The 21,016-nt window shown below is 60.9% G+C and carries 24 protein-coding genes and 2 pseudogenes; 15 read left to right on the forward strand and 11 right to left on the reverse strand.

Annotated features, from left to right (window positions below; genetic code table 11):
* The first annotated feature begins 7 nt into the window (after positions 1 to 7).
* A complete protein-coding gene (locus ABVK50_RS18425) occupies positions 8 to 1,462 on the forward strand; it encodes an NAD-dependent succinate-semialdehyde dehydrogenase (RefSeq protein ID WP_353645199.1) in 1,455 nt (484 codons plus the stop codon).
* 353 nt (positions 1,463 to 1,815) lie between these two features.
* Here ABVK50_RS18425 and ABVK50_RS18430 read toward each other — a convergent pair whose 3' ends face one another.
* Together ABVK50_RS18430 and ggt are read right to left on the reverse strand one after the other, a co-directional pair.
* Complete coding sequence (locus ABVK50_RS18430) at positions 1,816 to 2,238, reverse strand: peptidylprolyl isomerase (RefSeq protein WP_353645198.1); 423 nt, start codon at positions 2,236 to 2,238, stop codon at positions 1,816 to 1,818.
* 144 nt (positions 2,239 to 2,382) lie between these two features.
* Positions 2,383 to 3,971, reverse strand: a pseudogene (ggt, locus tag ABVK50_RS18435) (gamma-glutamyltransferase).
* Between the two features lie 129 nt (positions 3,972 to 4,100).
* Between ggt and ABVK50_RS18440 the strand changes: the two are divergent.
* Complete coding sequence (locus ABVK50_RS18440) at positions 4,101 to 4,403, forward strand: transposase (protein WP_353645890.1); 303 nt, start codon at positions 4,101 to 4,103, stop codon at positions 4,401 to 4,403.
* 50 nt (positions 4,404 to 4,453) lie between these two features.
* The gene (locus ABVK50_RS18445) at positions 4,454 to 4,774 is read left to right on the forward strand and encodes a hypothetical protein (protein WP_353645197.1); all 321 of its coding nucleotides are present in this window, start codon (positions 4,454 to 4,456) and stop codon (positions 4,772 to 4,774) included.
* Between the two features lie 47 nt (positions 4,775 to 4,821).
* Here ABVK50_RS18445 and ABVK50_RS18450 read toward each other — a convergent pair whose 3' ends face one another.
* The 3 genes from ABVK50_RS18450 to ABVK50_RS18460 all read right to left on the reverse strand — a co-directional run bounded on the left by ABVK50_RS18450 (position 4,822) and on the right by ABVK50_RS18460 (position 6,575).
* Positions 4,822 to 5,253 (reverse strand): hypothetical protein, encoded by a 432-nt coding sequence (locus ABVK50_RS18450; protein WP_353645196.1) that lies wholly within the window; start codon positions 5,251 to 5,253, stop codon positions 4,822 to 4,824.
* A gap of 36 nt (positions 5,254 to 5,289) precedes the next feature.
* Positions 5,290 to 5,679: a hypothetical protein gene (locus tag ABVK50_RS18455; RefSeq protein WP_353645195.1), complete on the reverse strand. Its 390-nt coding sequence runs from the start codon at positions 5,677 to 5,679 to the stop codon at positions 5,290 to 5,292.
* Between the two features lie 152 nt (positions 5,680 to 5,831).
* Positions 5,832 to 6,575, reverse strand: a complete 744-nt coding sequence (locus ABVK50_RS18460; RefSeq protein WP_353645194.1) for a helix-turn-helix domain-containing protein — start codon at positions 6,573 to 6,575, stop codon at positions 5,832 to 5,834.
* A 563-nt stretch (positions 6,576 to 7,138) separates the two neighbouring features.
* Between ABVK50_RS18460 and ABVK50_RS18465 the strand changes: the two genes are divergently transcribed.
* The 5 genes from ABVK50_RS18465 (at position 7,139) to ABVK50_RS18485 (ending at position 10,132) form a co-directional block, all read left to right on the forward strand.
* Positions 7,139 to 7,384 (forward strand): hypothetical protein, encoded by a 246-nt coding sequence (locus ABVK50_RS18465; protein WP_353645193.1) that lies wholly within the window; start codon positions 7,139 to 7,141, stop codon positions 7,382 to 7,384.
* Positions 7,385 to 7,401: 17 nt separating this feature from the next.
* Positions 7,402 to 7,755, forward strand: coding sequence for an EF-hand domain-containing protein (locus tag ABVK50_RS18470; protein WP_353645192.1), 354 nt, complete (start codon positions 7,402 to 7,404; stop codon positions 7,753 to 7,755).
* 62 nt (positions 7,756 to 7,817) lie between these two features.
* Positions 7,818 to 8,225, forward strand: a complete 408-nt coding sequence (locus tag ABVK50_RS18475; protein ID WP_353645191.1) for a lysozyme inhibitor LprI family protein — start codon at positions 7,818 to 7,820, stop codon at positions 8,223 to 8,225.
* A gap of 132 nt (positions 8,226 to 8,357) precedes the next feature.
* Positions 8,358 to 9,338, forward strand: a complete 981-nt coding sequence (locus tag ABVK50_RS18480) for a DUF4424 domain-containing protein (RefSeq protein ID WP_353646956.1) — start codon at positions 8,358 to 8,360, stop codon at positions 9,336 to 9,338.
* Between the two features lie 515 nt (positions 9,339 to 9,853).
* Positions 9,854 to 10,132, forward strand: a complete 279-nt coding sequence (locus tag ABVK50_RS18485) for a hypothetical protein (protein ID WP_353645189.1) — start codon at positions 9,854 to 9,856, stop codon at positions 10,130 to 10,132.
* Between the two features lie 381 nt (positions 10,133 to 10,513).
* Here the strand turns inward: ABVK50_RS18485 and ABVK50_RS18490 are convergent, their stop codons facing one another.
* From ABVK50_RS18490 to dctP, 4 genes are all read right to left on the reverse strand, one after another.
* Complete coding sequence (locus ABVK50_RS18490) at positions 10,514 to 11,347, reverse strand: shikimate dehydrogenase (RefSeq protein WP_353645188.1); 834 nt, start codon at positions 11,345 to 11,347, stop codon at positions 10,514 to 10,516.
* Positions 11,348 to 11,373: 26 nt separating this feature from the next.
* Complete coding sequence (locus ABVK50_RS18495; RefSeq protein ID WP_353645187.1) at positions 11,374 to 12,669, reverse strand: TRAP transporter large permease; 1,296 nt, start codon at positions 12,667 to 12,669, stop codon at positions 11,374 to 11,376.
* Entirely contained in the window at positions 12,666 to 13,175 is a 510-nt protein-coding gene (locus tag ABVK50_RS18500) for a TRAP transporter small permease subunit (RefSeq protein ID WP_353645186.1), read from the reverse strand. Before ABVK50_RS18500 ends, ABVK50_RS18495 begins: the two co-directional genes overlap by 4 nt.
* Positions 13,176 to 13,366: 191 nt before the next feature.
* On the reverse strand, positions 13,367 to 14,368 hold the full coding sequence (dctP, locus tag ABVK50_RS18505; protein WP_353645185.1) for a TRAP transporter substrate-binding protein DctP: 1,002 nt from the start codon (positions 14,366 to 14,368) through the stop codon (positions 13,367 to 13,369).
* A gap of 54 nt (positions 14,369 to 14,422) precedes the next feature.
* On the opposite strand from dctP, the gene ABVK50_RS18510 reads away from it, so the two are divergent.
* Genes ABVK50_RS18510 through ABVK50_RS18540 form a run of 7 tightly spaced genes read left to right on the forward strand, consistent with a single transcriptional unit; the run spans position 14,423 to position 19,685 of the window.
* The gene (locus ABVK50_RS18510; protein ID WP_353645184.1) at positions 14,423 to 15,253 is read left to right on the forward strand and encodes a GntR family transcriptional regulator; all 831 of its coding nucleotides are present in this window, start codon (positions 14,423 to 14,425) and stop codon (positions 15,251 to 15,253) included.
* Complete coding sequence (locus ABVK50_RS18515) at positions 15,250 to 16,047, forward strand: sugar phosphate isomerase/epimerase (protein WP_353645183.1); 798 nt, start codon at positions 15,250 to 15,252, stop codon at positions 16,045 to 16,047. The genes ABVK50_RS18510 and ABVK50_RS18515 overlap by 4 nt, the downstream gene beginning before the upstream one ends.
* Positions 16,044 to 16,487 (forward strand): type II 3-dehydroquinate dehydratase, encoded by a 444-nt coding sequence (gene aroQ / locus ABVK50_RS18520; protein ID WP_353645182.1) that lies wholly within the window; start codon positions 16,044 to 16,046, stop codon positions 16,485 to 16,487. Before ABVK50_RS18515 ends, aroQ begins: the two co-directional genes overlap by 4 nt.
* Positions 16,488 to 16,541: 54 nt before the next feature.
* On the forward strand, positions 16,542 to 17,435 hold the full coding sequence (locus ABVK50_RS18525) for a dioxygenase (RefSeq protein WP_353645181.1): 894 nt from the start codon (positions 16,542 to 16,544) through the stop codon (positions 17,433 to 17,435).
* Between the two features lie 7 nt (positions 17,436 to 17,442).
* Positions 17,443 to 18,225 (forward strand): 2-oxo-hept-4-ene-1,7-dioate hydratase, encoded by a 783-nt coding sequence (hpaH, locus tag ABVK50_RS18530; RefSeq protein WP_353645180.1) that lies wholly within the window; start codon positions 17,443 to 17,445, stop codon positions 18,223 to 18,225.
* A 51-nt stretch (positions 18,226 to 18,276) separates the two neighbouring features.
* Positions 18,277 to 19,038 carry an aldolase/citrate lyase family protein gene (locus tag ABVK50_RS18535; protein ID WP_353645179.1) on the forward strand — a complete coding sequence of 254 codons (762 nt, stop codon included), beginning with the start codon at positions 18,277 to 18,279 and terminating at the stop codon, positions 19,036 to 19,038.
* Positions 19,029 to 19,685, forward strand: a complete 657-nt coding sequence (locus ABVK50_RS18540) for a transporter substrate-binding domain-containing protein (protein ID WP_353645178.1) — start codon at positions 19,029 to 19,031, stop codon at positions 19,683 to 19,685. Before ABVK50_RS18535 ends, ABVK50_RS18540 begins: the two co-directional genes overlap by 10 nt.
* 84 nt (positions 19,686 to 19,769) lie before the next feature.
* Here the strand turns inward: ABVK50_RS18540 and ABVK50_RS18545 are convergent, their stop codons facing one another.
* The gene (locus ABVK50_RS18545; protein WP_353645177.1) at positions 19,770 to 19,877 is read right to left on the reverse strand and encodes a hypothetical protein; all 108 of its coding nucleotides are present in this window, start codon (positions 19,875 to 19,877) and stop codon (positions 19,770 to 19,772) included.
* Positions 19,878 to 20,592: 715 nt separating this feature from the next.
* Positions 20,593 to 20,988: pseudogene (locus ABVK50_RS18550) on the reverse strand (transposase); the annotation flags it as partial.
* Between the last annotated feature and the right edge of the window lie 28 nt (positions 20,989 to 21,016).

The raw sequence follows: 21,016 nt of genomic DNA on the forward strand, positions 1-21,016 counted from the left end.
TTCGCCGATGAATCCTTTGCCGCTGGCCGACATGGCCTTGCTTCGACACCTGTGCCTCGTCGACGGAAAGTTTGTCGGTACGCCGTCCGATGCCGTGAAAAATCCGGCCGACGGGACGCCGATCGCCCATGTGCCTCGGTTCGGGGCGGAAGAGGCAACCGCATCGGTCGAGGCGGCCAGGCGTGCCTTTTCCGCCTGGGCGACGTGCACCGCGAAGGAGCGGAGCCGAATCCTGCGGCGCTGGTTCGACCTGATGACCGAGCATCGCAAGGACTTGGGGTGTATCCTGACCGCCGAGCAGGGCAAGCCGCTTGCCGAAGCCGTTGGCGAAATCGACTATGCTGCGGCCTACGTTGAATTTTACGCCGAGGAGGCCAAACGGATCGCCGGTGAAGTTCTCCCGAGCCACCGCAGTGACGCCAGGATTCTGGTCATGCGGCAGCCGGTCGGTGTCGTTGCAGCAATTACGCCGTGGAATTTTCCCGCGGCGATGATCACCCGTAAAATCGCGCCGGCACTCGCCGCCGGTTGCACGGTGGTGGTGAAACCGGCGCCGGAGACGCCGCTTACCGCGCTGGCTCTGGCGGAACTCGCTCTACGAGCAGGCTTTCCGGCCGGCGTCGTCAATGTCATCACCGGCGACGCGGTGGCGATCGGCTCGGTGCTGACCTCGCATCCTGCAATACGTGTGGTCAGCTTCACCGGCTCGACCGACGTCGGGAAGCTCTTGATGCGGCAATGCGCCGGAACGGTGAAAAAGGTCGCCCTCGAACTCGGCGGCAATGCCCCTTTCATCGTCTTTGCCGATGCTGATCTGGATGCGGCCGTCGAAGGCGCAATGGTTTCGAAGTTCCGTAACACGGGACAGACATGCGTCTGCACCAATCGGTTCTATATCCATGCCGACATCCATGATGCCTTCGTCGAAAAGTTCTCTAGCGCTGTGGCGGCCCTGAACGTCGGGCCGGGAACCGAAGCAGGCATCAATCAGGGGCCCCTGATCAACGAAGCGGCGGTGAAGAAGGTCGAGCGCCATGTTGCCGACGCTGTCGAGAAAGGTGGCCGCATTGTCACGGGCGGGCGCCGACATGCATTGGGCGGCACTTTTTTCGAACCTACAATCGTGGCCGATGCGAACCACCGGATGATTGTGGCACAGGAGGAAACGTTTGGTCCGCTAGCGCCGGTTTTCCGCTTCGACAGCGAGGACGAGGTGATCGACAGGGCCAACGACAGCGCTTTCGGCCTGGCCGCGTATTTCTATACCCGAGACGCCGCGCGAGTGTTTCGCGTCGCCGAACGCCTCGAATATGGCATGGTCGGCATCAATTCTGGCGCGATCTCGACCGAACTGGCGCCGTTTGGCGGCGTCAAGGAAAGCGGCAATTCGCGCGAGGGCTCGCACCATGGGATCGACGAATACGTCGAGAAAAAATACGCGCTGGTCGGCGGTTTGAACTGAGCGCCTCGGAATGGCCGATTGGGGACCGCGCCAGTCGATAGGCGCGTAAAGCAAACCGGATCAACCGTTGGCGCCTCTGTTTGAGCGTCGCCCGATGCAGCAGTGGTAGGTTGAGCTCAATTGCGGCTAAGGTCTGGTTTGAGCACGAAGCGCGGCACTTCGCCGGCGCAACGGCATGGCGCTTCTTTCTCGTTCCGATCGGGAGAAGCTACGGAAGAAAAACCATCCATTGCACCCCAGGGTTGCTCACTACGGCGCAAAGTTGACCCCGTTGAAGTCATCCCTCCGGATCGGCAGAAAAGCAACCGTGGGAGCCTAGACCGCGGCGGAACCTGCGGCCGGCGCTGTCTGCGTCAGACGACTTCCACGACTTCGAGTTCGAACACCAGATCTTGCCCGGCCAGCGGGTGGTTGGCGTCGATCGTCGCGTTGTGGTCGTCGATCTCGACTAGCGTCAGCGGAACCTGCTTGCCGTCCGGCGTGCTTGCTTGGAGCCGGTCACCGATTTTGACGTCATCGGGAAGCGCCGAGCGTGGCACGGTCTGAATGGCGGCTTCGCTGCGGTCGCCATAGGCCTCGGCGGCGGGCACAGTTACGGTGCTCTTCTCGCCAACAGCCATGCCTTCGACTTTGCGATCTAGCCCGGGAATGATCTGGCCCGCCCCGACCTGAAACTGGAGCGGCTCTCGCCCTGCCGACGACTCGAACTCCGTTCCATCGGGCAATTTGAGGGTGTAATGAACGCGTACGGTATCGCCGCTATGGACATGGGTCATCTCTGAATTCCTTAGCTGGAGGACAATTGCCGTCACGCCTCGCCGGGCGCGCGGCCGGTCAGGCCGGCTAAAGCCGACAAGGGTGCAGATAAGACTCCGCTCAGACATGTAAACAGCAATCAGAGATGTGCGACAGGTCGCGGTCTAGTAGCCGATCGCGCAGCCGTCCTTGCGTGGGTCGGAGCCGCCGATCAAGCTACCCTTCTCCCAGTCGATGACGATGCCTTGCCCGCCGCCATGCGGCAGGGCACGGAGGACGACGTTGTGTCCGCGCGACTTCAGTCCCGCGACCGAGGCTTCCGGCACGCCGCGCTCCACCTCGGTGACCTCGTCCGCATAGAATACACGCGGCGCGTCGATCGCCTGTTGAATGTCCATCCCGTAGTCCACCATGTTGGTGACGATGTGCGCGTGGCCCATCGGCTGGAAGTCCGCACCCATCACGCCGAACGACATCGTACAGCGCCCATGGCTCATCGCGAGCGCCGGAATGATGGTGTGCATCGGCCGCTTGCCCGGCGCGATGGTGTTCGGGTGATCCGGCTCGACCACGAATCCCGTTCCGCGATTGTGCAGCATGACGCCGGTCTTTTCGGTGCAGATGCCGGTGCCAAAGCCCGAGTAGAGCGATTGATCAGCGATACTGCCGTGCGGTCGCGGTCCACGACTGTGAGGTAGATCGTATCACTCGACGGCGCGGGCGACTTCGGTAGCGGCACGCGCGTGCCGGGATCAAGCAACTTCGCGAGCTTATTCGCAAAGCCCTTGTCGAGCAGCCCCGCGACCGATTCACGCATGTAGGCAGGATCCGCGGTGTGCATGTCGCGTACCCCGAACGCAAGCCGCGCGGCTTCGAGCGCGAGATGCAGCCGCTCCGCGCCCATCGGATCGAAACTCTTCAGATCGAACTGCTCGAGGATGTTCAGCAGCACCAGCGCGGTCAGCCCCTGCCCGTTCGGCGGCAACTCGATGACGTCGAGTCCGCGATAATTTGTCGAGATCGGCTCAACGACGTCGCCCTTGTGGCGCGCGAGATCTTCCGTCGCGAGCAGCCCGCCTGCAGCCTGAACGGTCGCGGCGATGTCGGCTGCAATAGCACCCTCGTAGAATGCCCTCGCGCCGCCCGCCGCGATCGACTTCAGAGTAGAGGCGAGCGCCGGCAGGCGCATCACATGTCCGACCTCGGGCGATTTCCCGTTGACCAGAAAGTGCTTCACCGAGCCGGCATGCGGCGTGAGCTTGTCGGTCATCGTAGCCCAGTCGGCGGCAACGCGCGGTGCGATCGGGAAGCCCTCCTCGGCGTGGCGGATCGCATGCTGAAGCACCTCATCGAGACCGAAACGGCCGTGCGCCCTGAGGATCGCCTCCCACGCATCGATCGCGCCCGGCACCGTAACGGCATGCGGCGATGTTGCCGGAATCTTGTGCGGCAGACCCGCCGCGAGCATCCGCTCCGTCGTGGCGGCATAAGCCGCGCGGCCCGAACCGTTGTAGCCCCAAACCGGCGCATTCGGCTTCGCCACGAGACAGAAGCAGTCGCCGCCGATGCCGGTCATTGCCGGCTCGACTACGCACAGCGTCGCAACAGCCGCAACGGCAGCATCGGCCGCCGTGCCGCCAGCCTTGAGAACGTCGACCGCCGCGATGCTCGCGAGCGGATGGGAGGTCGCGGCCATTCCTTCGCGCGCGTAAACGGGCGAGCGGCCGGGCAGATGGAAGTCGCGTTGAGTCATCTTGGCCTGGGTGTCGTGGGCGGGGGCCGACCCTAACTCGATCAGGCGGGAAAGACTACTCGACCTTTTGCGACGGTATTGGCAGCGCCGAATGGCGGGTTGGAGAAACGCGATGAATCTCGGCAATTGATGCTGTGGACGCCTTCAAGTCCGGCCGGAACCTGGCTGCTCGGGCTCGTTCCGCGGCAGAACTCCAGCGGAGGAAAGGAGCGGCTTGGTGGTATCACTACGCAAGGAGATCGATACCTACGGCAAATTACTTGTAGCCGGCGCTCTTGCCGTAATCCGCTATGCCCAGCGGCATGGAACAAGGCGGCCTTGGTTGGTTCAACCACGAAGGTCGCTGCGGTCGCGCTCGCCAACAAGATGGCGCGGATGATCTGGGCCATCATGACAAGCGGCGAACGCTACTCACATAGACGCCGACATTGACAACGCGGGGCGGCGTTTCGCGCTCGATTTGTGCAAAGGCGGCCTGCGTCATGAACATGCAGACAATGATGCCTGCCGATCCCGCGGCTCGTTTGGACGCCAAAAGCAGTTGGGCTGAACGCCTCAGGATTTCACATGCCGAGTTTTGCAACAACAATATAGCAGTGCAGCATTCCCTCCCTATCGAATTGGTTGCCTGTGGGACCAAAATAGCCGCAGGCTTCCTCTTCTTTTCCGGCCGTCGACCCGCTGATGGCGACGATTCCTTCTTCCGCAAAGCGAGCTTGGCAGCAGCCATTTCCGCATTTTGGGCTTGGTTCTGGGCGGAAAAGCGGTCCACTCGCGGACCTGCCTCAATTATTAGTCGTTGATGCCGATGATCCGGATCGTCGCGTCGTTGCATATACCGCTGATCCATTCATTCGGTAACGATCTCGGCGAAACACTTTGCCAGACCGGATGGTGCTCCGAGCTTCTTTGCCCAGGCCACTAGCTCAGGCTTTTCCGAGGGATCGGCCCAGCCGCCCCACACTTCGCGAAAGCGCTTCTTTCCGTTGACTGTCTGGAAGAACATCACACCGTCATCGCTTACAGGCGTGGAAACGTAGGCGGCGCTCCAGTCGCCGTTCTCCATGATCGCGCTGAACTTCACCTGAGCCGGCTTGATCTTGTTGTCCATCGCCGAGGCGACGAGAGGGGCATATTCCTGCTTGCGCGCCTTCGTCATTTCGACCTTTACGCCGTCGCAGTCGTTCTTTGCAGCGAAGGCAGGCGTCAGAGCAATTCCCAGCCCCGCGAGGCTCATGACGATCTTGGCACGTCGGCGGATCTGACCGTTGAGTTCAGACATGAATGGCTATCCTTTCGTTCTTTGCTGCAGAGTCCATTAATCGGAACTGTCATCGTCCGATGAACTGTCGTCGTCCGGCGCATTGACCTCGCAGCCGATGCCATGACATCCTTGGTAGTTCCCTTGCGTATCGAAATTGGGATTGCCTTCGCGATCGTATTGCGGTCTGTTGTCGACTGTTCGGTCCTCTTCATCCGGATCGTCGACGTCACAACCCACTCCATGGCAACCGATATAGTTCCCGCGCGTATCGAAGTTGGGATTGCCGTTTCTGTCGAACTGCGACCTGTTATCGATGGCCCTCCTCCCTTTATCGGGATTGTCCACCAGGCACCCTGTTCCATGACAGCCGTCGTAGTCGTCGGTCGTACAACCGGCGACTGTCAGCAAAACAGTCATCAGAGTCGCGGATAGTGCGAGTTTCATTATGGCGCCTCCTCCGTAATTTTTGGTGGTTTCTAGCCGAGCCTCAGAACCGAACCGCAAGTCTGGCGTTAAAGCCGTGCTCTTGCGCGTCTGAGGCGATTCGCACGCATGCCTGGTCCTTGATTTCGATGCTGCTTTCCTTCGTTCCCCGCTCAACGGACGACACGAGTACGGCGCAGGGCGCTTGGCGTCGTGAATTTGTGCCGGCGCATGGATGCGGTCATGTGACTGTGACTGGCAAATCCAGTGAGGCTGGCGATCCTCGCCAGGGGCATGTCGGTCGCCATGACAAGCTGCTCGGCCAGTTCGATCCGGGTTCCGAGGAGATACCGATGAGGCGATTGGCCGACCGTCTGCCTGAAGGCGCGCAGGAAATGGCTTGGCGAGAGACTCGCGATCAATGCCAGCCGCTCTACCGACAACTGCTCGCCTATATTGGCCCTGATGTAATCCTGAACGTCACGCCAGGCCTTGGGCGACAATCCACCCCTGCTTAGGGGCACGGGACGATCTTGAAGCGTCGAATAGTTGCGTAAGAGATAGGTGGAAAAAACCGTAAGCAGGGAATCCAGGTAGAGATGGTTTAACGGTTCGCCCCCTTGGAATTCGTCCCGGACCAGGTTGGCCAGCAAAAGCGCCTTCTCGTCAACATGTCCTGGTGCCAGAGGTCGGAACTCAAAATCCTCCGTCTCGAATTCCAGGCCCGCCAGCCTGGAGAGTTGTTCGGGTGCGAGCGCCAGCAACAGGTTTTCTTTCGCCGTCTTCCAGCGCGCAAAAAGCTCGGCATTGGAAGGAATGATCTCGACAGCGCCAACCGGAGCCAGGAACTCGGATCTCCGGTCTGAATTGAGTGAGACCTCCCGACCGGGTTGAGGCGTCAACATCACCAGCACCATATGGGAGGGCGCGTTGAACCTGATCGAATTCGGACCTGTCAGCGTGTGCGTGACCGCTCCGCTGGACGTCTCGAACTTGGGGCCCCATGCATCGGGAACGCTGCTTAAGAGCTTGCTGGGGGATCCGGACAACTTCGGGCCCTCTGTGTCAGGAGCGCTCTCAGCGAGCAGACACCTTCAAAGCGGATTACAACCCCTCGTTGCCCTGGAGCGATAATTTAACAAGCGCTGTCAAAATTCAAGAACCCATATCCTGTTTCTGCCATCATATTGCCCAAAAACTAATATTATCGAGAGGTAAATTAGGAATTGCTTACAACTTGGTGGGCGCATTTAGTGCTATGTTCGGCACTTCACTCCCACAATTGTCAAAAAATGATCATTTATCGAGGAATCACCATTTTTTGGATTTCGGCGGCATTACCGCCCGTGAAACTTATCCGTTTCTGTGCTTTTCCTGAATGCGGCTTGATCTGCTAAGTCCCCGTCGAGAAACGGAGATTTTCGGACATGCGACAAGCCGTGCGGGGCATGCCCAAGCATGAACCGACAAGGAGAAGAATATGATCAAACGAAAATTCATCAGTTTCGCTGCCGCTGGATTGCTGCTGACAGGTTGTCAGGCCAGCTCCAATCCGGACGTGCAGGCGCGCAATCACGAGTTCGGCTGCATCGCCGGCACGGTTGGCGGCGCGATCGTCGGCGGCCTGATCGGCAGCACGATCGGTGGCGGCACCGGTCGCGTCATAGGCGAAGCGATCGGTATCGGCGGCGGCGGATTCCTCGGCAATCGTTTAGCCTGTCGCTAGGAGAAGGAGGATTTCCGATGCACAAGACAATTCTTGCGACCGCAGCTACCCTCCTGGTGGGATCGAGCCAGGCATTTGCGCAACAGGCGCAGCCCATGCATGAAGGTCATCTCAACCAGATCGACACCAACGATGACGGGGGTGTCAGCCGGGCTGAATACCAGACGTTCATGACCACCAGCTTCGCCAGACTCGACGGCAACAGGGATGGTGTTCTGGTGGAAAGTGAAGTCGCAGACGTGCTTACGCCGGAGCAGCTCTCATCCCTCGATTCCAACCGTGACGGTCGCGTGAGCCGCAACGAATTCATGAACCAGGTTATGAGGGATTTTGCTTCGGCCGACCGTCGCCGCGATGGTTATCTGAAGTGAAATACGGGCGGGGCTAGTCCACTTACCACTTAAGAGATTGACTGAACCGGAAAGTACAATCGATGAAAACCGCGATACTGACTGCTGCCATAGTTCTGGCCATGCCGGCTTTCGCCTTTGCCCAGGACAAGTGCGCCAATGCCGAGGATCAGGCCACCATGAACGAATGTGCCCATGCTTCGTTCAAAAAATCCGACAAGAAACTCAACGAGCTTTACAAGCAGATCGAAGCCCGCCTGAAGGACGATGCGGATACCAAGAAGCTTCTTGTTCAAGCACAGCGTGATTGGGACAAATTTCGCGACGCGGAGTGTAGTTTCCAGACTGCAGGAGCGACCGGAGGAAGCGTGATGCCAATGCCCGTCGCGATGTGCATGGACGGCCTGACGCAATCCCGTGTCAAAGACTTCGAAGGTTACCTGAATTGCGAGGAAGGTGATCTGAGCTGCCCCGTTCCGGCCGCGAACTGACACATCTCGCAAAAAAGGTGATCCGCTTGGATTACCGCGCATGACCGTCGGCCGATCCGATATGTTGCTGCATTTTATCAGGACGGGCTTTACGCAAATTCATTGCCAGGAATGTTGTTCAACGGGTCGAACATGAAAAGAAAAAGGTCCAGCCTCTCCGCAATCGCAGCCATCCTTGCTCCGATCCTCATGACGCCCGCTCCGGTGCATGCCAACGACACCAGTGCTGTCTTGGGTGCCGGCGGCCTGGAACTCACGACCTCCGAGGACATCGTGATGGCCAGCGAGGATCTTTACCTGTCGCCAAGCGAAGTGCGGGTGCGCTATGCGTTCGTCAACGAGAGCGATGACGACATAACGACAACGGTCGCTTTTCCGCTCCCGGACATCGACCAGAACTTTTTTGGCGAAATGGTATCGCTGCCGGCGCCGGACGAAGACAATTTCGTCGATTTCCGGGTCACCGTCGACGGGAAGACGGTTCAGCCGAAGCTCGAGCAGAAAGCGTTCACCGATGACGGTGCCGATGTCAGCGCAACGCTCGTGGAGCTCGGCCTCCCACTCAACGCCCAGCGTGAGGGATGGGAGGAGAAGGTGCGTGAATTGCCCGGTGCTGCATGGCAGAAGCTCGTCGCACAGGGACTTCTCGATGTCGAAACGGATGATCGCAATGACCGGTCTGCCGATTTCAGCCCCACCTGGGTGCTGAGAGCCACCTTCCACTGGCAACAGACCTTTCCAGCCGGTGAAACCGTGAACGTCCATCACCGCTACAAACCCATTGTCGGCGGCGTGTCTGTGTTTGAAGACGAACAGCAGCTTAATGACTACCAGGCCTACTGCCTCGATGCGCACGGCAAAGCGGGTCTTCGCCGTCTGATGAAGCAAACGCGGATCTCGCCTCTGGAGGTGAGCTATGTTCCGACGACCGGCTCGAACTGGAAGGGGCCGATCCGGGACTTCCACCTGACGATCGACAAGGAACAGCCGCATGCGATCCTGTCATTGTGTGAAAGAGGTCTCAAAAAGATGGGGCCGACGACTTTCGAGTTGAGCCGGACGAATTTTACGCCCAAGGACGATATACGTTTTGTGGTCTTCAAAGGCGAGTAGATCTTATGTTCCGACGCGCCATGTCCGTATCCGGCAGCAGGAAGATGCGCTTCCGGCGGAGGATTCACAGCCAGATTGCGATTGGACGCGAGCCGAAGCCAAGCACCTCTACCTGGGAGGCGTCGTCGAGATAAACCCCGCGTCCGTCGCGGCGTTACTGCCCGCAGAAAAGTATGAGGTTTTGCCGTCGCCAGCTGGGTTCATGCGTCTGATCGAGGAACGCAAAATCGTCGACACTTCGGACGGACAAGGCGTGCGGTTCAGAATTGTGGCACCGATTGCTCGTTTCCCGCCATTCATCCCGCCCGCGCGACCGATGGTGTTGAACTCGGTAAGGGCGTTCCGGTGCCGGCCGGGGCAGACAGGCGCTTTTGTATTTTTGACGCAGACGGAATCTTGCTTGCCGGCAGAGCGGACGCGTGCCGCCGTCAGCATTAGCTACAGGACCAATTGAAGGACGCCCCACCGCCAGGAGCGCGCTATTACTTTGTGAGAATCCGGGGGGATTTATACATATGGCAAGACCGGATACTCCGTTCGCGCTGATGCTGGAGATGGGTGTTGTGCTCTTCGGCGGCCCAATGCTTATTCTGCTGGCAGCAACGGGACTCGTAGTGTCGATGCGACCATGGCGCTTTCCATCAGGGAGGGAAGCGGCTTTTAAACTGGCGATGGGAGGCATCGTGGTCATGCTGGCGCTTTTGCTGAGCTGGCGCGCATTCCTTCTCGGATTTGGAACGCTTTTGGAGCATCCACGCTATCGTACCCATGTCGTCTGCGACCCCTGTTTTTAGTCTGGAATGGGTGGAGGAGACGGTCATCCGATCAATTCAGGGATTGCCTCTCTGTCCAGTAAGCTGCCGGCAGACGATTAGCGGATCATTATCCGGACTAAGCGCAGGGCACCCTGCTGATCCCATCGCGACGAGCCCGGCTGAAATGACGTATGTGGGGCCGGTTGCGGTCTGTCAGCTTCCAGCCGCAATCTTTGAATTGCCGACATTCGTGTAGGCGTGGCGGTCGGTGCCCCGGTGGCGCGCTTCGAGCGGGCCCGGACCGATCGCCATGCCCGCTCGTATGGAATGGTAGGGTCGGGTTGCAGGGAAACCGCGCATGATCGAGCAGGTGACAAGGGCAACCCGCCATTGGCATCTCGCCGATACTTGACGCGTCGCTCAATAGGCGATCTTGGCGATGGCGCGCAACTCGTCCGGCGTCGCATGGCAGAAGCCGAAGAACTCGAGATACGCCGGGATTTGTTCGAACAGCATGTCGGTTCCAACCTGGAACTGGCAGCCGCGTTCGCCCGCCGCGGCGAGGAACGGGGTGATCTCGGTCTTCATCACCACCTCGCCGACAAAGGTCGACGGGTCGATGCGAGACACATTCATCGGCAGCGGATCGCCCTCTTTCATACCGAGCGGCGTCGCGTTGACCACGAGGTCATATCCGGCCGGATCGTTCGAGCCGGTGTTGACGATAAGGTCGGGATAGGCTTGTCGCAGTCGCACGGCCAGCCCCTGCATCGACGGCTCGTCGCCGTCGAACAGCGACAGTTCTGCGACCCCCGCCTTGGCCAGCGAGGCCGCGATGGCCGATCCGGCGCCGCCCGAACCGACAACCAGCGCCTTCTTGCCCGACAACTCCTGGCCCTTGCGCAGCACGCCTCTGACAAACCCCTCGCCGTCGAACATATCTCCAACCAGCCGTCCCTCCGGATCAAGACGGATGGCATTGCAGGATCCGGCGACCTGTGCCGTTGTCGACGCCTCGTCGAGAAGCGTCATCGTCGTGACCTTGTGCGGCATGGTCACCAGAGCGCCGTGAATGTTCGACAGGCGGAAGACGAGCTTCAGGAACTTGGCGTAATCCTCAGACTTGGAGCCCATCGGGACCACGACCGCATCGATGCCATGCTTTTCGAAATAGGGGTTGTAGATCATGGGCGCTCGAAAAGACTCGGTCGGGTACCCAAGATGGGCGATCAGTTTGGTCTTGCCAGAAATCACGTGTCACCTGCGTCTTTTGCCTCGCCCTAGCCCTCGTAACCCAGCAGGCGTGGAAGGAAGAGAACGATGTCGGGGATCAGTATCATCGCCAGGAGAGCGGCCACGAGAACCACGAGGAACGGCACCACGTCGCGGATGATGTCGCGCAGCGGAATGCCGGTGACCGCGTTGATGACGAACAGAAGGATGCCGTAGGGCGGTGTGATCAGGCCGATCATGCAGTTCACGACGATGACCACGCCGAAATGCACCAGATCGATCCCCAGAAGGTTGCAGGTCGGAATGAACAGGGGAACGATGACCAGGATAATCGTCGTCGCGTCGAGGAGACAGCCCAGAACCAGAACCAGCACGTTCACCGCCAGCAGGAACGTCAGTGGTGCGACGTCGACGTTCACGAGGTAGGCCGCCAGAGCCGCCGGAATGTTCTCCGATGCGACGATGTAGTTCAGGATCAGCGCGCCGCCGATGACGATGCCGACGGCCGCCGACGACCGCGAACTTTCCACCAGGATCGAATACAACGTCTTCAGGCTCAGTGAGCGATAAAAGACCGTCGACAGCAGCAGGGCATAGGCTGCGGCGACGGCAGCGGCCTCGGTCGGTGTCGTGACGCCGCCGTAGATGCCGTAAAGGAGGATCGCAGGCATCAGCAGCGCGGGAAAAGCCTGGCTGGTCACCCTCGGCAGATCGCGGAATGGCACCGGTTCCTCGGTGGCGAAGCCGCGGCGGTGCGAGATCCAGAAATTCATGGCCATCAGCACGGCGCCCATAAGCAATCCGGGAAGGATGCCGCCAAGGAACAGCGCCCCGATGGATGCATTCGAGATGAGCGCGTAGAGCACCATCGGGATCGAGGGCGGAATGATCGGGCCGATCGTGGCAGAGGCGGCGGTGATCGCTGCGGCGTAGCCTGCGGGAAAGCGGCCGTCCTTGCGCATCATGTCGATGATGATTTTTCCGATCCCTGCCGCATCGGCCACGGCCGATCCGGACATTCCGGAGAATATGAGGGAGGCCATGACGTTGACGTGGCCTAAACCGCCCTTGAATCGGCCGACAGTGGCGATGCAGAAGTTCAGCAGCCGATCCGAGACCGACCCCTCGTTCATGATGTTCGCCGCGACGATGAAGAGCGGCACAGCGAGCAGGAGGAAGCTCTGGTAGATGCCGTCCGTCAGGGTCTTACCGACGATCCCGATCGAGGTTCCCGACGCCAGCATGTAGGTCATGGCGGCCACGATGATCGCATAGGCGATCGGGACGCCGATCCCGGCCAGGAGGAAGAGTGAACCCACCATGATCGCGAGTTCGAGACTCATTTCACTATCTCCGCGTGAATCGGCTCTTCATATGGAAGCACGTGGAGTTCACGATCGGCGCCGTGACGGACGCAGTCCCAGGCGCGCAAGAGATAGCGGAGGCCGACGGCCGCGAGGAACACGAAGTAGATCGAGTAGATCGGCAGCATCTTCACCGGCAGGGTCGCCGAGGATTTCAGCCGCAGCAGCTTCATCCTGTCATAGGTTGGCCCGATCGAGGACCAGAGGGCCGCGGCGATGATCAGCGCACCAATGATGGCCAGAGCAGTGCGGGTGTTCCGGCCGACCACGTTGTAGATGATGTCGAAAGTGACGTGGTCATGATCCCGAACGACGAACGCGTTTCCCCAGAAGATCGTCCACAGCCAGAGGACGAGGATGAGCTCGACGGTCCAGCCGAAGTAGGATGCACCGATGGCATTGCCGAAGGTCAAAACGAACCATTGAGAGCCGACAGCGTAGCGCACGGCAATTTGCAGAATGAACGTGCAGAAGATGGCGGCCATCATCAGCGCAGAGACTCCTTCGGCCATGTTTCGGAGTGTGCTGATCACGGTCTTCATAGCGGGGCCCTTCCAAGTCAGACTTTGCACTTCTGGACAGGCTTCACGCGCTGATCGACGCAACGCGCGCGACCCGTTCGAGGCTCGTATCTGTCGGTTCAGCGCAGGAATGCGCTGCACCGGTCTTCAGCTGCTCAGTCTCCGAGCGCGTTCACGGTGTCCAGAACACCTTCCGGCCAGCTGCTGGCAAATTCGCTGCTCAGATAGGCCGACTGCACCGCGCTGCGGAATGCGGCGACATCGGGTTCGTAGATCTCAATCCCCTTGCCTTCGAGGAAGGCTATCAGCTCTTCTTCCTTGGCAAGCTGCGCAGCCCGGCCACTGTCGGCGGCGGCAACGGCGGCCGCGGTGACCGCCGCTTGCTGTTCGGCGGTCATCCCGTTGTAAACCCCTGCCGAGATGGCGATGAAGTTCCAATCCACCAGATGCGACGTCAGAGCGATCTGCTTGGTGACTTCGTAGAACTTGGCGTCCACCACGGTCGGCAGCGGGTTGTCCTGGCCATCGACGGCGCCGGTCTGCAGTGCGGTGTAGACCTCGGTGAAGGCCATGGGAGTCGGGTTCGCACCAAGTGCACGACCAAGGAATTGCCACGCATCCGAGCCCGGCATCCGCAGGTTGACACCAGCCAGATCGGCGGGGGTCTTCACGTCAATCTCCGAACGGGCCTGGCGCAGGTTCACCTGGCGACGCCCTAGATACATCGGCGCCAGCAACCGAACGCCGAGCTCGGCCTCGACCTTCTGCTTGAAGGGGTCCATCAGCGGATCGTTGAAGACCCGGACCTGGTGCTCGGCGCTCTGCAGCACATACCCGGCCGCGAAGACCGACCACTCGGGAACGAAGGTGGCCAGTTCCTGCGCCGACGTGATCGACATTTCGAGGTCGCCGGCGGCGATGGCCTCCAGCTCGGTTCCTTGCCCGAACAGGGTGCCGTTCCAGTGCGGCTCGAAGGTCGCAAACTCGGCCACGGCCGGACCGAAGACATTGATCATCGCGATGGCGCGCTGGTCGGTTTCCGAGTTCACGGCGGAAAGCCGAAGCCGGATTTTGTCCTGGGCGAAGGCACCGGTGGCGCTGAAAACGAGTGCGGCGGTAGCCGCAAGAAGAGCGCGGCGAGAGATGGCAAAAGACATTCTGTCCTCCCTTGGGTTTACGGACCCGCCCTCGTCTCCCACACGGACGAACCCATGAAGGGTCTCATATCACCTCGTATCGATGCGATCAATAAAAATCGATTTTTCTTTTTATTATGGGTTTTTCCACTTTACATCGCTTTGCAGCCGAGGCATTATCGCCCTCGTAAGGACGCACCAATGTTAGCCTTGGATTTTAACGCAAAATCAGCGGGCAAGCCCACCATTGCGGGGCAGATCGAGGCGCAACTGCGCCACGACATCCTGCACGGCATCCTTGCGCCGGGCGGCAAACTCAACCTCGACAAGCTTCGGATTTCGATGGACGTGGGATTGTCTCCCCTCCGCGAGGCCGTCACCAGACTTGTCACCGAAGGGTTGATCGAAGCGGAGGCGCAACGCGGCTACACCGTTGCGCCGATTTCGGTTGCCAATCTCGATGAGGTCTGCGCCTTGCGGCTTGAGCTCGAGCCCTACGCACTGCGGAAATCCATCGAAAATGGTGGTCTCGAATGGGAGGCAGCGGTCATGGGAGCCCTCCATCGTCTGAACAAGACCGACCGGGTCCCTGGTGACCCCGTCAGTCTTGCCAATTGGGAGGCTGCGAACAACGCCTTCCACCTGACCCTGATCGAACGCTGCGACATGCCTCTGCTGATCAAGATGTACAAGTCGCTTGTCAGCATGAACGACCGCTACCGGCACATTTACCTGAGGGCGGTTGCGGTGCAGCGCGACGTGATCGATGAACACACCGCTATTGCGCAGGCGGCGGTCGAACGGCGCGCAGACGACGCCGCCGCCTTGCTGGCCAGGCATATCGAGCGCTCCACGAGCAACCTGCGGCTTCTGATCTCCGATGACCTTCCGGCGGCCCCGCTGTGACGCGCGCACTCGGTCTGGGACATTTCACCTTTCTAGACCTGCCCCCAGCCGAGCTGGTCCGGCTGGCGGGTCGGTCCGGCTTCGATTTCGTCGGCCTGCGATTCCACCCGGTTTCTCCTGGGGCGCTGAACTGGCTGCCCGATGCGGCCGGTCTGCGCGAGCTTGCGCGCGTCATGCAAGGCGAGGGGATCGGGCTATACGACATCGAAACGGTCGTCATCGACGAGGCGCTGGAGCCGGAAACCTTGGTCCCGGCGATGGAGGCCGCTAGCGCGTTGGGGGGCAAGCGGGTCAACGTCTGTGCGGATGTCTTTCCGGCGCTTGCCGAGACCTTCGCCAGGATAAGCGACCTGGCCGCAACGCGCGGCCTCGGTCTTGATCTCGAATGCATGGCGTGGCGCGGGATCAATACGCCGCGCGCCTGTCTCGATCTGATCGCGTCCTCAGGCGCCTCAGGCGCAGCCTACCTGGTTGATGCGCTACACCATTCGCGCTGCGGCGGAACGCCCTCGGACATCGCCGGGATGCCGGCCGGACAGGTCGTTTCCGCGCAGCTCTGCGACGCGCCTGCCACAGCCCCGCCGGACGACGACGCCCTTTTAGCCGAGGCACGCGGCGGGCGCATTCTTCCGGGTGAAGGAAGGCTGGACCTTGCAGGGATCATACGGGCGCTGCCGGCGGAGACGGTCATCTCCGTCGAATTGCCCTCTGCCAGCGATACCCGCCCGCCGTCCGAGCGCGCCCGCGCAATCTTCTCGGCGACCGCCGCTCTATTCGCACCGGAATCAGCGTGAAAACCATCATTGTCCTCAACGGCCCCAACCTGAACCTTCTCGGCAAACGTCAACCCGCGATCTACGGGCACGAAACGCTCGACGGTGTCGAACGTCTGTGCACCGCCGCCTGTGCGGAAGGGTTCGGCGTGCGTCTGCTTCAGTCCAATCACGAGGGCCAGCTCATCGACTGGATTCACGAGGCACGCGAGACGACCTGCGGGATCGTCTTTAACCCGGGTGCCTTCACGCATACCTCGATCGCGATCTTGGATGCGCTCAACACCTACGATCCCCCGGTGATCGAGGTCCACATCAGTCAGGTGCACAAGCGCGAGGCCTTTCGGCACCATTCCTATGTGTCGCTTCGCGCCGATGGCGTAATCGCCGGACTGGGCCTTGAAGGCTACGCCGCCGGTGTGCGCCGCATTTGCCAACTCGCCTCGCGCCAGCCGCAATGACAAGAACCGAAAGCGCCGATCCTGCGGCACGGCGATCAAGAAGGAGGATTTCGGATGACCGTCATCCACAACCAGCAGGAAGTAACGCCCGCCGTCCTGAAGGTCATGGAACAAACCAACGGTCCGCGCCTGCGCGAGATCATGGTGAGCCTGATCAAGCATCTGCACGGCTTCATCCGCGACGTTCGGCTGACCGAAACCGAGTTCCAACAGGCGACCAAGATCCTCAAAACCATGGGTCAGCAGAGCAACGACAAGCACAATGAATTCGTGCTCATGGCCGGATCGCTCGGCGTGTCGTCTCTGGTCTGCCTGCTCAACAACGGGGACAACGGCACGACCGAAACCACGCAGTCCCTCCTGGGACCGTTCTGGCGCATGAACCAGCCGATGACCGAGAATGGCGGATCGATCCTGCGATCCGACACTCCCGGTCCCCGGCTCTATGGCACTTTCACCTTCCTCGATCAGGCCGACCTCCCGATCGAGGGCCTGGAGGTGGACATCTGGCACGCGTCGCCCGTGGGCCTCTATGAGAACCAGGATGAGAGCCAGGCTGACTTCAACCTGCGTGGGAAGTTCATCACCGGGGCGGACGGGATCGTACGGTTCAAGTCGGTCAAGCCCGTCGGCTACCCGATTCCGACGACGACGACGGTTGGCACGCTCTTGGCCGCACAGAACCGCCACCCATACCGTCCGGCGCATGTGCACGTCCTGGCCCACAAACAAGGGTTCAAGACGCTGATCAATCAGACCTATGTCGACGAGACCGACTACCTGACCTCGGACGTCCAGTTCGGGGTGACGGAAGCGCTGATTGGAAAACTCGAGAAGCACACCGGCCCGCATCCCGAGGATGGCGACGTCGGCGAATGGTACACGCTCGAACACACGCTGAAGCTCGAGCCGGGCATTTCAAAACTTCCAATCCCCCCGATCAAGTGAGCAGACGATGTTGACAGAACAGCAGCGCCAGGATGCAACTGACGCGATCCTGAAGGCCGAGCAGACCCGCAGGGTCTGTCCCCAGCCGTCGAAGACATGGCCCGACATGACGCTCGAGGATGCCTACGACGTACAGCGTCGCTGGGCGGATGCTCGCATCGCGGGCGGCGCGAAAATCGTCGGGCGCAAAATCGGTCTGACCAGTCGCGCCATGCAGCAAGCCTCGAGGATGACCGAGCCGGACTACGGCGTGATTCTGGACGACGCGCTGTTTTATGACGGCGCGCGCATTGAGGCCGGCACGTTCATCAAGCCACGGCTCGAGGTCGAACTGGCCTTCGTCATGGGCGAGGACCTGTCCGGCGCCGGATGCCAGGTGCATGACGTGCTGCGGGCGACGGAATTCGTTCAACCTGCTCTGGAGATCATCGATTACCGTACCGAGGTGCCGCGCAAGATCGTGGACACCATCGCCGACAACGCCGCCTTCGGCGCGATCGTTCTCGGTGGGCGAACGATTCGTCCGTTCGACGTCGATCTTCGTTGGGTCGGCGCAACGTTGTCGCAAAATGGCGTGATCGAGGAGACGGGGGTCTCGGCAGCGGTCATGGGACACCCCGCGGCAGGGCTGGCGTGGTTGGTGAACAAGCTGGCGCCGCTCGGCGGAGGATTGAAGAAGGGCGATATCGTGCTGGGAGGATCATTTACCCGCCCGGTCGATATTTCCTCCGGCGACGTGATCTTCGCGGATTTTGGTCCTTTGGGATCGCTGGGCGTCCGGTTCGAGTGAGAGAGGCTGCCTTCGTCCCATTCTCTCAATTCAACCATCTGGGATATGGTCATGAATTTGCCTGCCAACGATTTCAAGGCCGCGCTGCGCTCCGGACAGACTCAGATCGGCATCTGGAGTTCGCTCTCGGATCCGACAGTGGCGGAGCTTCTGGCCGGTTGCGGCTATGACTGGATGATGTTCGACACGGAACATTCGACAGTGGGCCCGAACGAAGTCATCAGCTTTCTGCGCACGGTGGCGCCGTATCCAGTCAGTCCGATCGTGCGTCCCGGTTGGAACAACCCGGTGGAGATCAAGAAGCTTCTCGACGCTGGGGCGCAGACCCTGCTGATCCCCTATGTGCAATCCGCGGAAGAGGCCCGGTCGGCGGTGGCCGCGGTGACCTATCCGCCCAAGGGCGTGCGGGGCGTCTCCGGAATCACCCGCGCCACCCGCTACGGCGTCGTTACCAACTATGCCACCCGCGCCAATGAGGAAATCTGCCTGCTGGTCCAGGTCGAAACCCGCGAGGCACTGTCGCAACTCAGGGAGATCGCGCAGGTGCCGGGCGTGGACGGCGTGTTCTTCGGCCCCGCCGACTTGGCGGCCAGTTTCGGCTATCCGGGGCAGCCGTCGCACGACGAGATTAGGAAGGCGATTCTTGATGGAATCGCCCTGGTTCAGGACCTTGGCGTGCCAGCCGGGATTCTGTCTCTGGATCAGGAGTTTCTGCGCGAGGCCAAGATGGCCGGCGCTTTGTTCATGGCAGTTGACGTTGACAGTGGGCTGTTGCGCCGGTCCGCGGTCGCGCGGCGCGCCGAATGGTCCTGACTGCGATGAAGGAAAGAGCGCATTCCGCCCTGCGCGCTGCTCTGAACATGAACAACACCGCGCTCGTGCAACGGGCCGGCGATGGTTACACAGGGCTGGCGGTCCGCATTGCGGAACGCATCAGCGCCGAGATGGGCGCGCCCCTGACCTTCGTCGAACACCCTAACGCGCAATCCGTCTTGCAGGCCGAGCCGGACGGGTGGGACATCGCCTTTCTCGCAATTGACCCCTCGCGCACCGACCGAATCGCGTTCAGCGATCCCTATCACAGTGTCGAGGCGACATTTCTGGTGCGAGATGTCCTAGCGCATCGGTCATGCGCCGAAATCCTGCAGGGGGATCACATGATCATGAGCGCGAAGGGCGCCGCCTATCAGGCACGCCTGTCCGCACTCACGCCCAAGGGGCTGCTTGTCGTCGCAACTTCCCCGGACGAGGCGCGACAGCGCTTTCTGCGCGGCGAGGGCCATGCGCTCGCCGGTATTCGTGAGACCCTTGAATCAGTCAAGATTCCCGGAGCCCGCATCCTCCCGGATAACTTCGCGCACATCGAACAAGCAGTTGCCGTGCCCGTTCTTGCCAATGCCCAAATCGCGCTGATCAATCGAACGCTCAGAAAAAATGCTTTGAGGCAGAACACATTCTAGCAACTGTATCTGTCAGGGTGCCGAAGGTTGCTCACTTCTGACGGTTCCTGCGCAGGGCATTCGCGACGGTGACGAACTTCTGAGCTACGGCGTGATGATGACGTTGTGCGGTTTTCCGGCTTTGCGCAGACGATCAGCGAAGGGTTTGATGATCGGGTTGTGATGCGCGGCGACCAATGCCGCCTGAAACATCAGGTGTCGCAGGGAACGACGGCCGCCCGCGATGGCCCGTTTCCGCGAAGTGTTCCGCTATCATGCGCCACCGGAGCCAAGCCCGCGAGAGCTCTGCCGCTCGGCGTGGCGGTCGTCGTGACAGAGCCCAACGCGGACCTTCACGAACCAATTTTCAGCAGGGTAACGGACTTTAAAGGTGAACCAGCTCCGCCACCCCTTGCGAACGACGCTATGCTGAAGGGTTTCGGATGCCGTCAGGCGTACGAAAACCTCTCACGCAGGAACCCGCGGGCAGCAGGCGGTGAGCTATGGGGATTTGTGTCTCGGGGTGTGCCAGCGTCTGTCGCGGACGTCCGCATGGGGCGCTGGTGGCTGGTCCAGCATGCGACTTCTGGGCCAGGTCGGAGACCTTCTTGCGGTGATGCCGACGGGCTTCACGTGCCTGACGACCGGCGCGATAGCGATGCGCGCATACCTTCCCATTGACCCGCGCCGGCGTGGCGCGGTCGTGCGAGGAAGCGGGCCACGCCGGGTCATGGAGCGTTCTCCCGGTTTGTTGCTGTTTGGCTAGGCGGTCCGCGCGGTTGCCTGCACCGTTCGAACCCGCGATGACGATCATACGCCCGCCGCAGGATGGGCAAGGCGGGCGGAAGTCGTCCGGTTCTGTCGGAGGATTGTTCGTGACGGGAGGCGCGGCCGCGAGCAGTTGGCGGGCGTGTGCGAGGCGGTCCTTGCGAGGGCCGCCTGCGAGCAGGCCGTAGTGTCGGATGCGATGGAAACCGCGCGGCAGAATGTGGAGCGGGAACCGACGAATGAACTTGTCGGTAGCGAGCATCATGACACGCTGTCGGTCGGCGCCGTTGCGGCGATAGTCCTGGTAGCGGAAGGTGACGCCAGCCTCTTCGAAGGCGATCAGACGGCGGTTCGAGATCGCGACCCAGTGGGTATAGCGCGACAGATAGGCGAGCACCGCCTCAGGACCGGCGAAGGGCGGCTTGGCGTAGACTACCCAGCGCTTCTTCCTGACGGCATCCAGGTGGCGTAGGAAGGCCCGTCGCTCGGCGAGGTGCGCCATCGATCCGAAGAAGGCGAGCCGCCCAGCGTCGTGCAGCGCGAGCAGTCGGGTGACCGCGTAGCCATGCCGCCGGGCTCGGCGA

Source organism: Mesorhizobium sp. WSM2240 (genome assembly GCF_040438645.1).
Taxonomy (GTDB): Bacteria; Pseudomonadota; Alphaproteobacteria; order Rhizobiales; family Rhizobiaceae; genus Allomesorhizobium.

Coding starts and splice junctions, on each gene's coding strand:
- dctP (WP_353645185.1), bottom strand. CDS start 14,368: ATGTCTTTTGCCATCTCTCGCCGCGCTCTTCTTGCGGCTACCGCCGCA.
- ABVK50_RS18470 (WP_353645192.1), top strand. CDS start 7,402: ATGCACAAGACAATTCTTGCGACCGCAGCTACCCTCCTGGTGGGATCG.
- ABVK50_RS18545 (WP_353645177.1), bottom strand. CDS start 19,877: ATGTTTCAGGCGGCATTGGTCGCCGCGCATCACAACCCGATCATCAAA.
- ABVK50_RS18535 (WP_353645179.1), top strand. CDS start 18,277: ATGAATTTGCCTGCCAACGATTTCAAGGCCGCGCTGCGCTCCGGACAG.
- ABVK50_RS18525 (WP_353645181.1), top strand. CDS start 16,542: ATGACCGTCATCCACAACCAGCAGGAAGTAACGCCCGCCGTCCTGAAG.
- ABVK50_RS18450 (WP_353645196.1), bottom strand. CDS start 5,253: ATGTCTGAACTCAACGGTCAGATCCGCCGACGTGCCAAGATCGTCATG.
- ABVK50_RS18540 (WP_353645178.1), top strand. CDS start 19,029: ATGGTCCTGACTGCGATGAAGGAAAGAGCGCATTCCGCCCTGCGCGCT.
- ABVK50_RS18475 (WP_353645191.1), top strand. CDS start 7,818: ATGAAAACCGCGATACTGACTGCTGCCATAGTTCTGGCCATGCCGGCT.
- ABVK50_RS18460 (WP_353645194.1), bottom strand. CDS start 6,575: ATGGTGCTGGTGATGTTGACGCCTCAACCCGGTCGGGAGGTCTCACTC.
- ABVK50_RS18440 (WP_353645890.1), top strand. CDS start 4,101: ATGCTGTGGACGCCTTCAAGTCCGGCCGGAACCTGGCTGCTCGGGCTC.
- ABVK50_RS18480 (WP_353646956.1), top strand. CDS start 8,358: ATGAAAAGAAAAAGGTCCAGCCTCTCCGCAATCGCAGCCATCCTTGCT.
- ABVK50_RS18485 (WP_353645189.1), top strand. CDS start 9,854: ATGGCAAGACCGGATACTCCGTTCGCGCTGATGCTGGAGATGGGTGTT.
- ABVK50_RS18445 (WP_353645197.1), top strand. CDS start 4,454: ATGAACATGCAGACAATGATGCCTGCCGATCCCGCGGCTCGTTTGGAC.
- ABVK50_RS18465 (WP_353645193.1), top strand. CDS start 7,139: ATGATCAAACGAAAATTCATCAGTTTCGCTGCCGCTGGATTGCTGCTG.
- ABVK50_RS18500 (WP_353645186.1), bottom strand. CDS start 13,175: ATGGCCGCCATCTTCTGCACGTTCATTCTGCAAATTGCCGTGCGCTAC.
- hpaH (WP_353645180.1), top strand. CDS start 17,443: ATGTTGACAGAACAGCAGCGCCAGGATGCAACTGACGCGATCCTGAAG.
- ABVK50_RS18425 (WP_353645199.1), top strand. CDS start 8: ATGAATCCTTTGCCGCTGGCCGACATGGCCTTGCTTCGACACCTGTGC.
- ABVK50_RS18430 (WP_353645198.1), bottom strand. CDS start 2,238: ATGACCCATGTCCATAGCGGCGATACCGTACGCGTTCATTACACCCTC.
- ABVK50_RS18495 (WP_353645187.1), bottom strand. CDS start 12,669: ATGAGTCTCGAACTCGCGATCATGGTGGGTTCACTCTTCCTCCTGGCC.
- ABVK50_RS18455 (WP_353645195.1), bottom strand. CDS start 5,679: ATGAAACTCGCACTATCCGCGACTCTGATGACTGTTTTGCTGACAGTC.
- ABVK50_RS18510 (WP_353645184.1), top strand. CDS start 14,423: ATGAAGGGTCTCATATCACCTCGTATCGATGCGATCAATAAAAATCGA.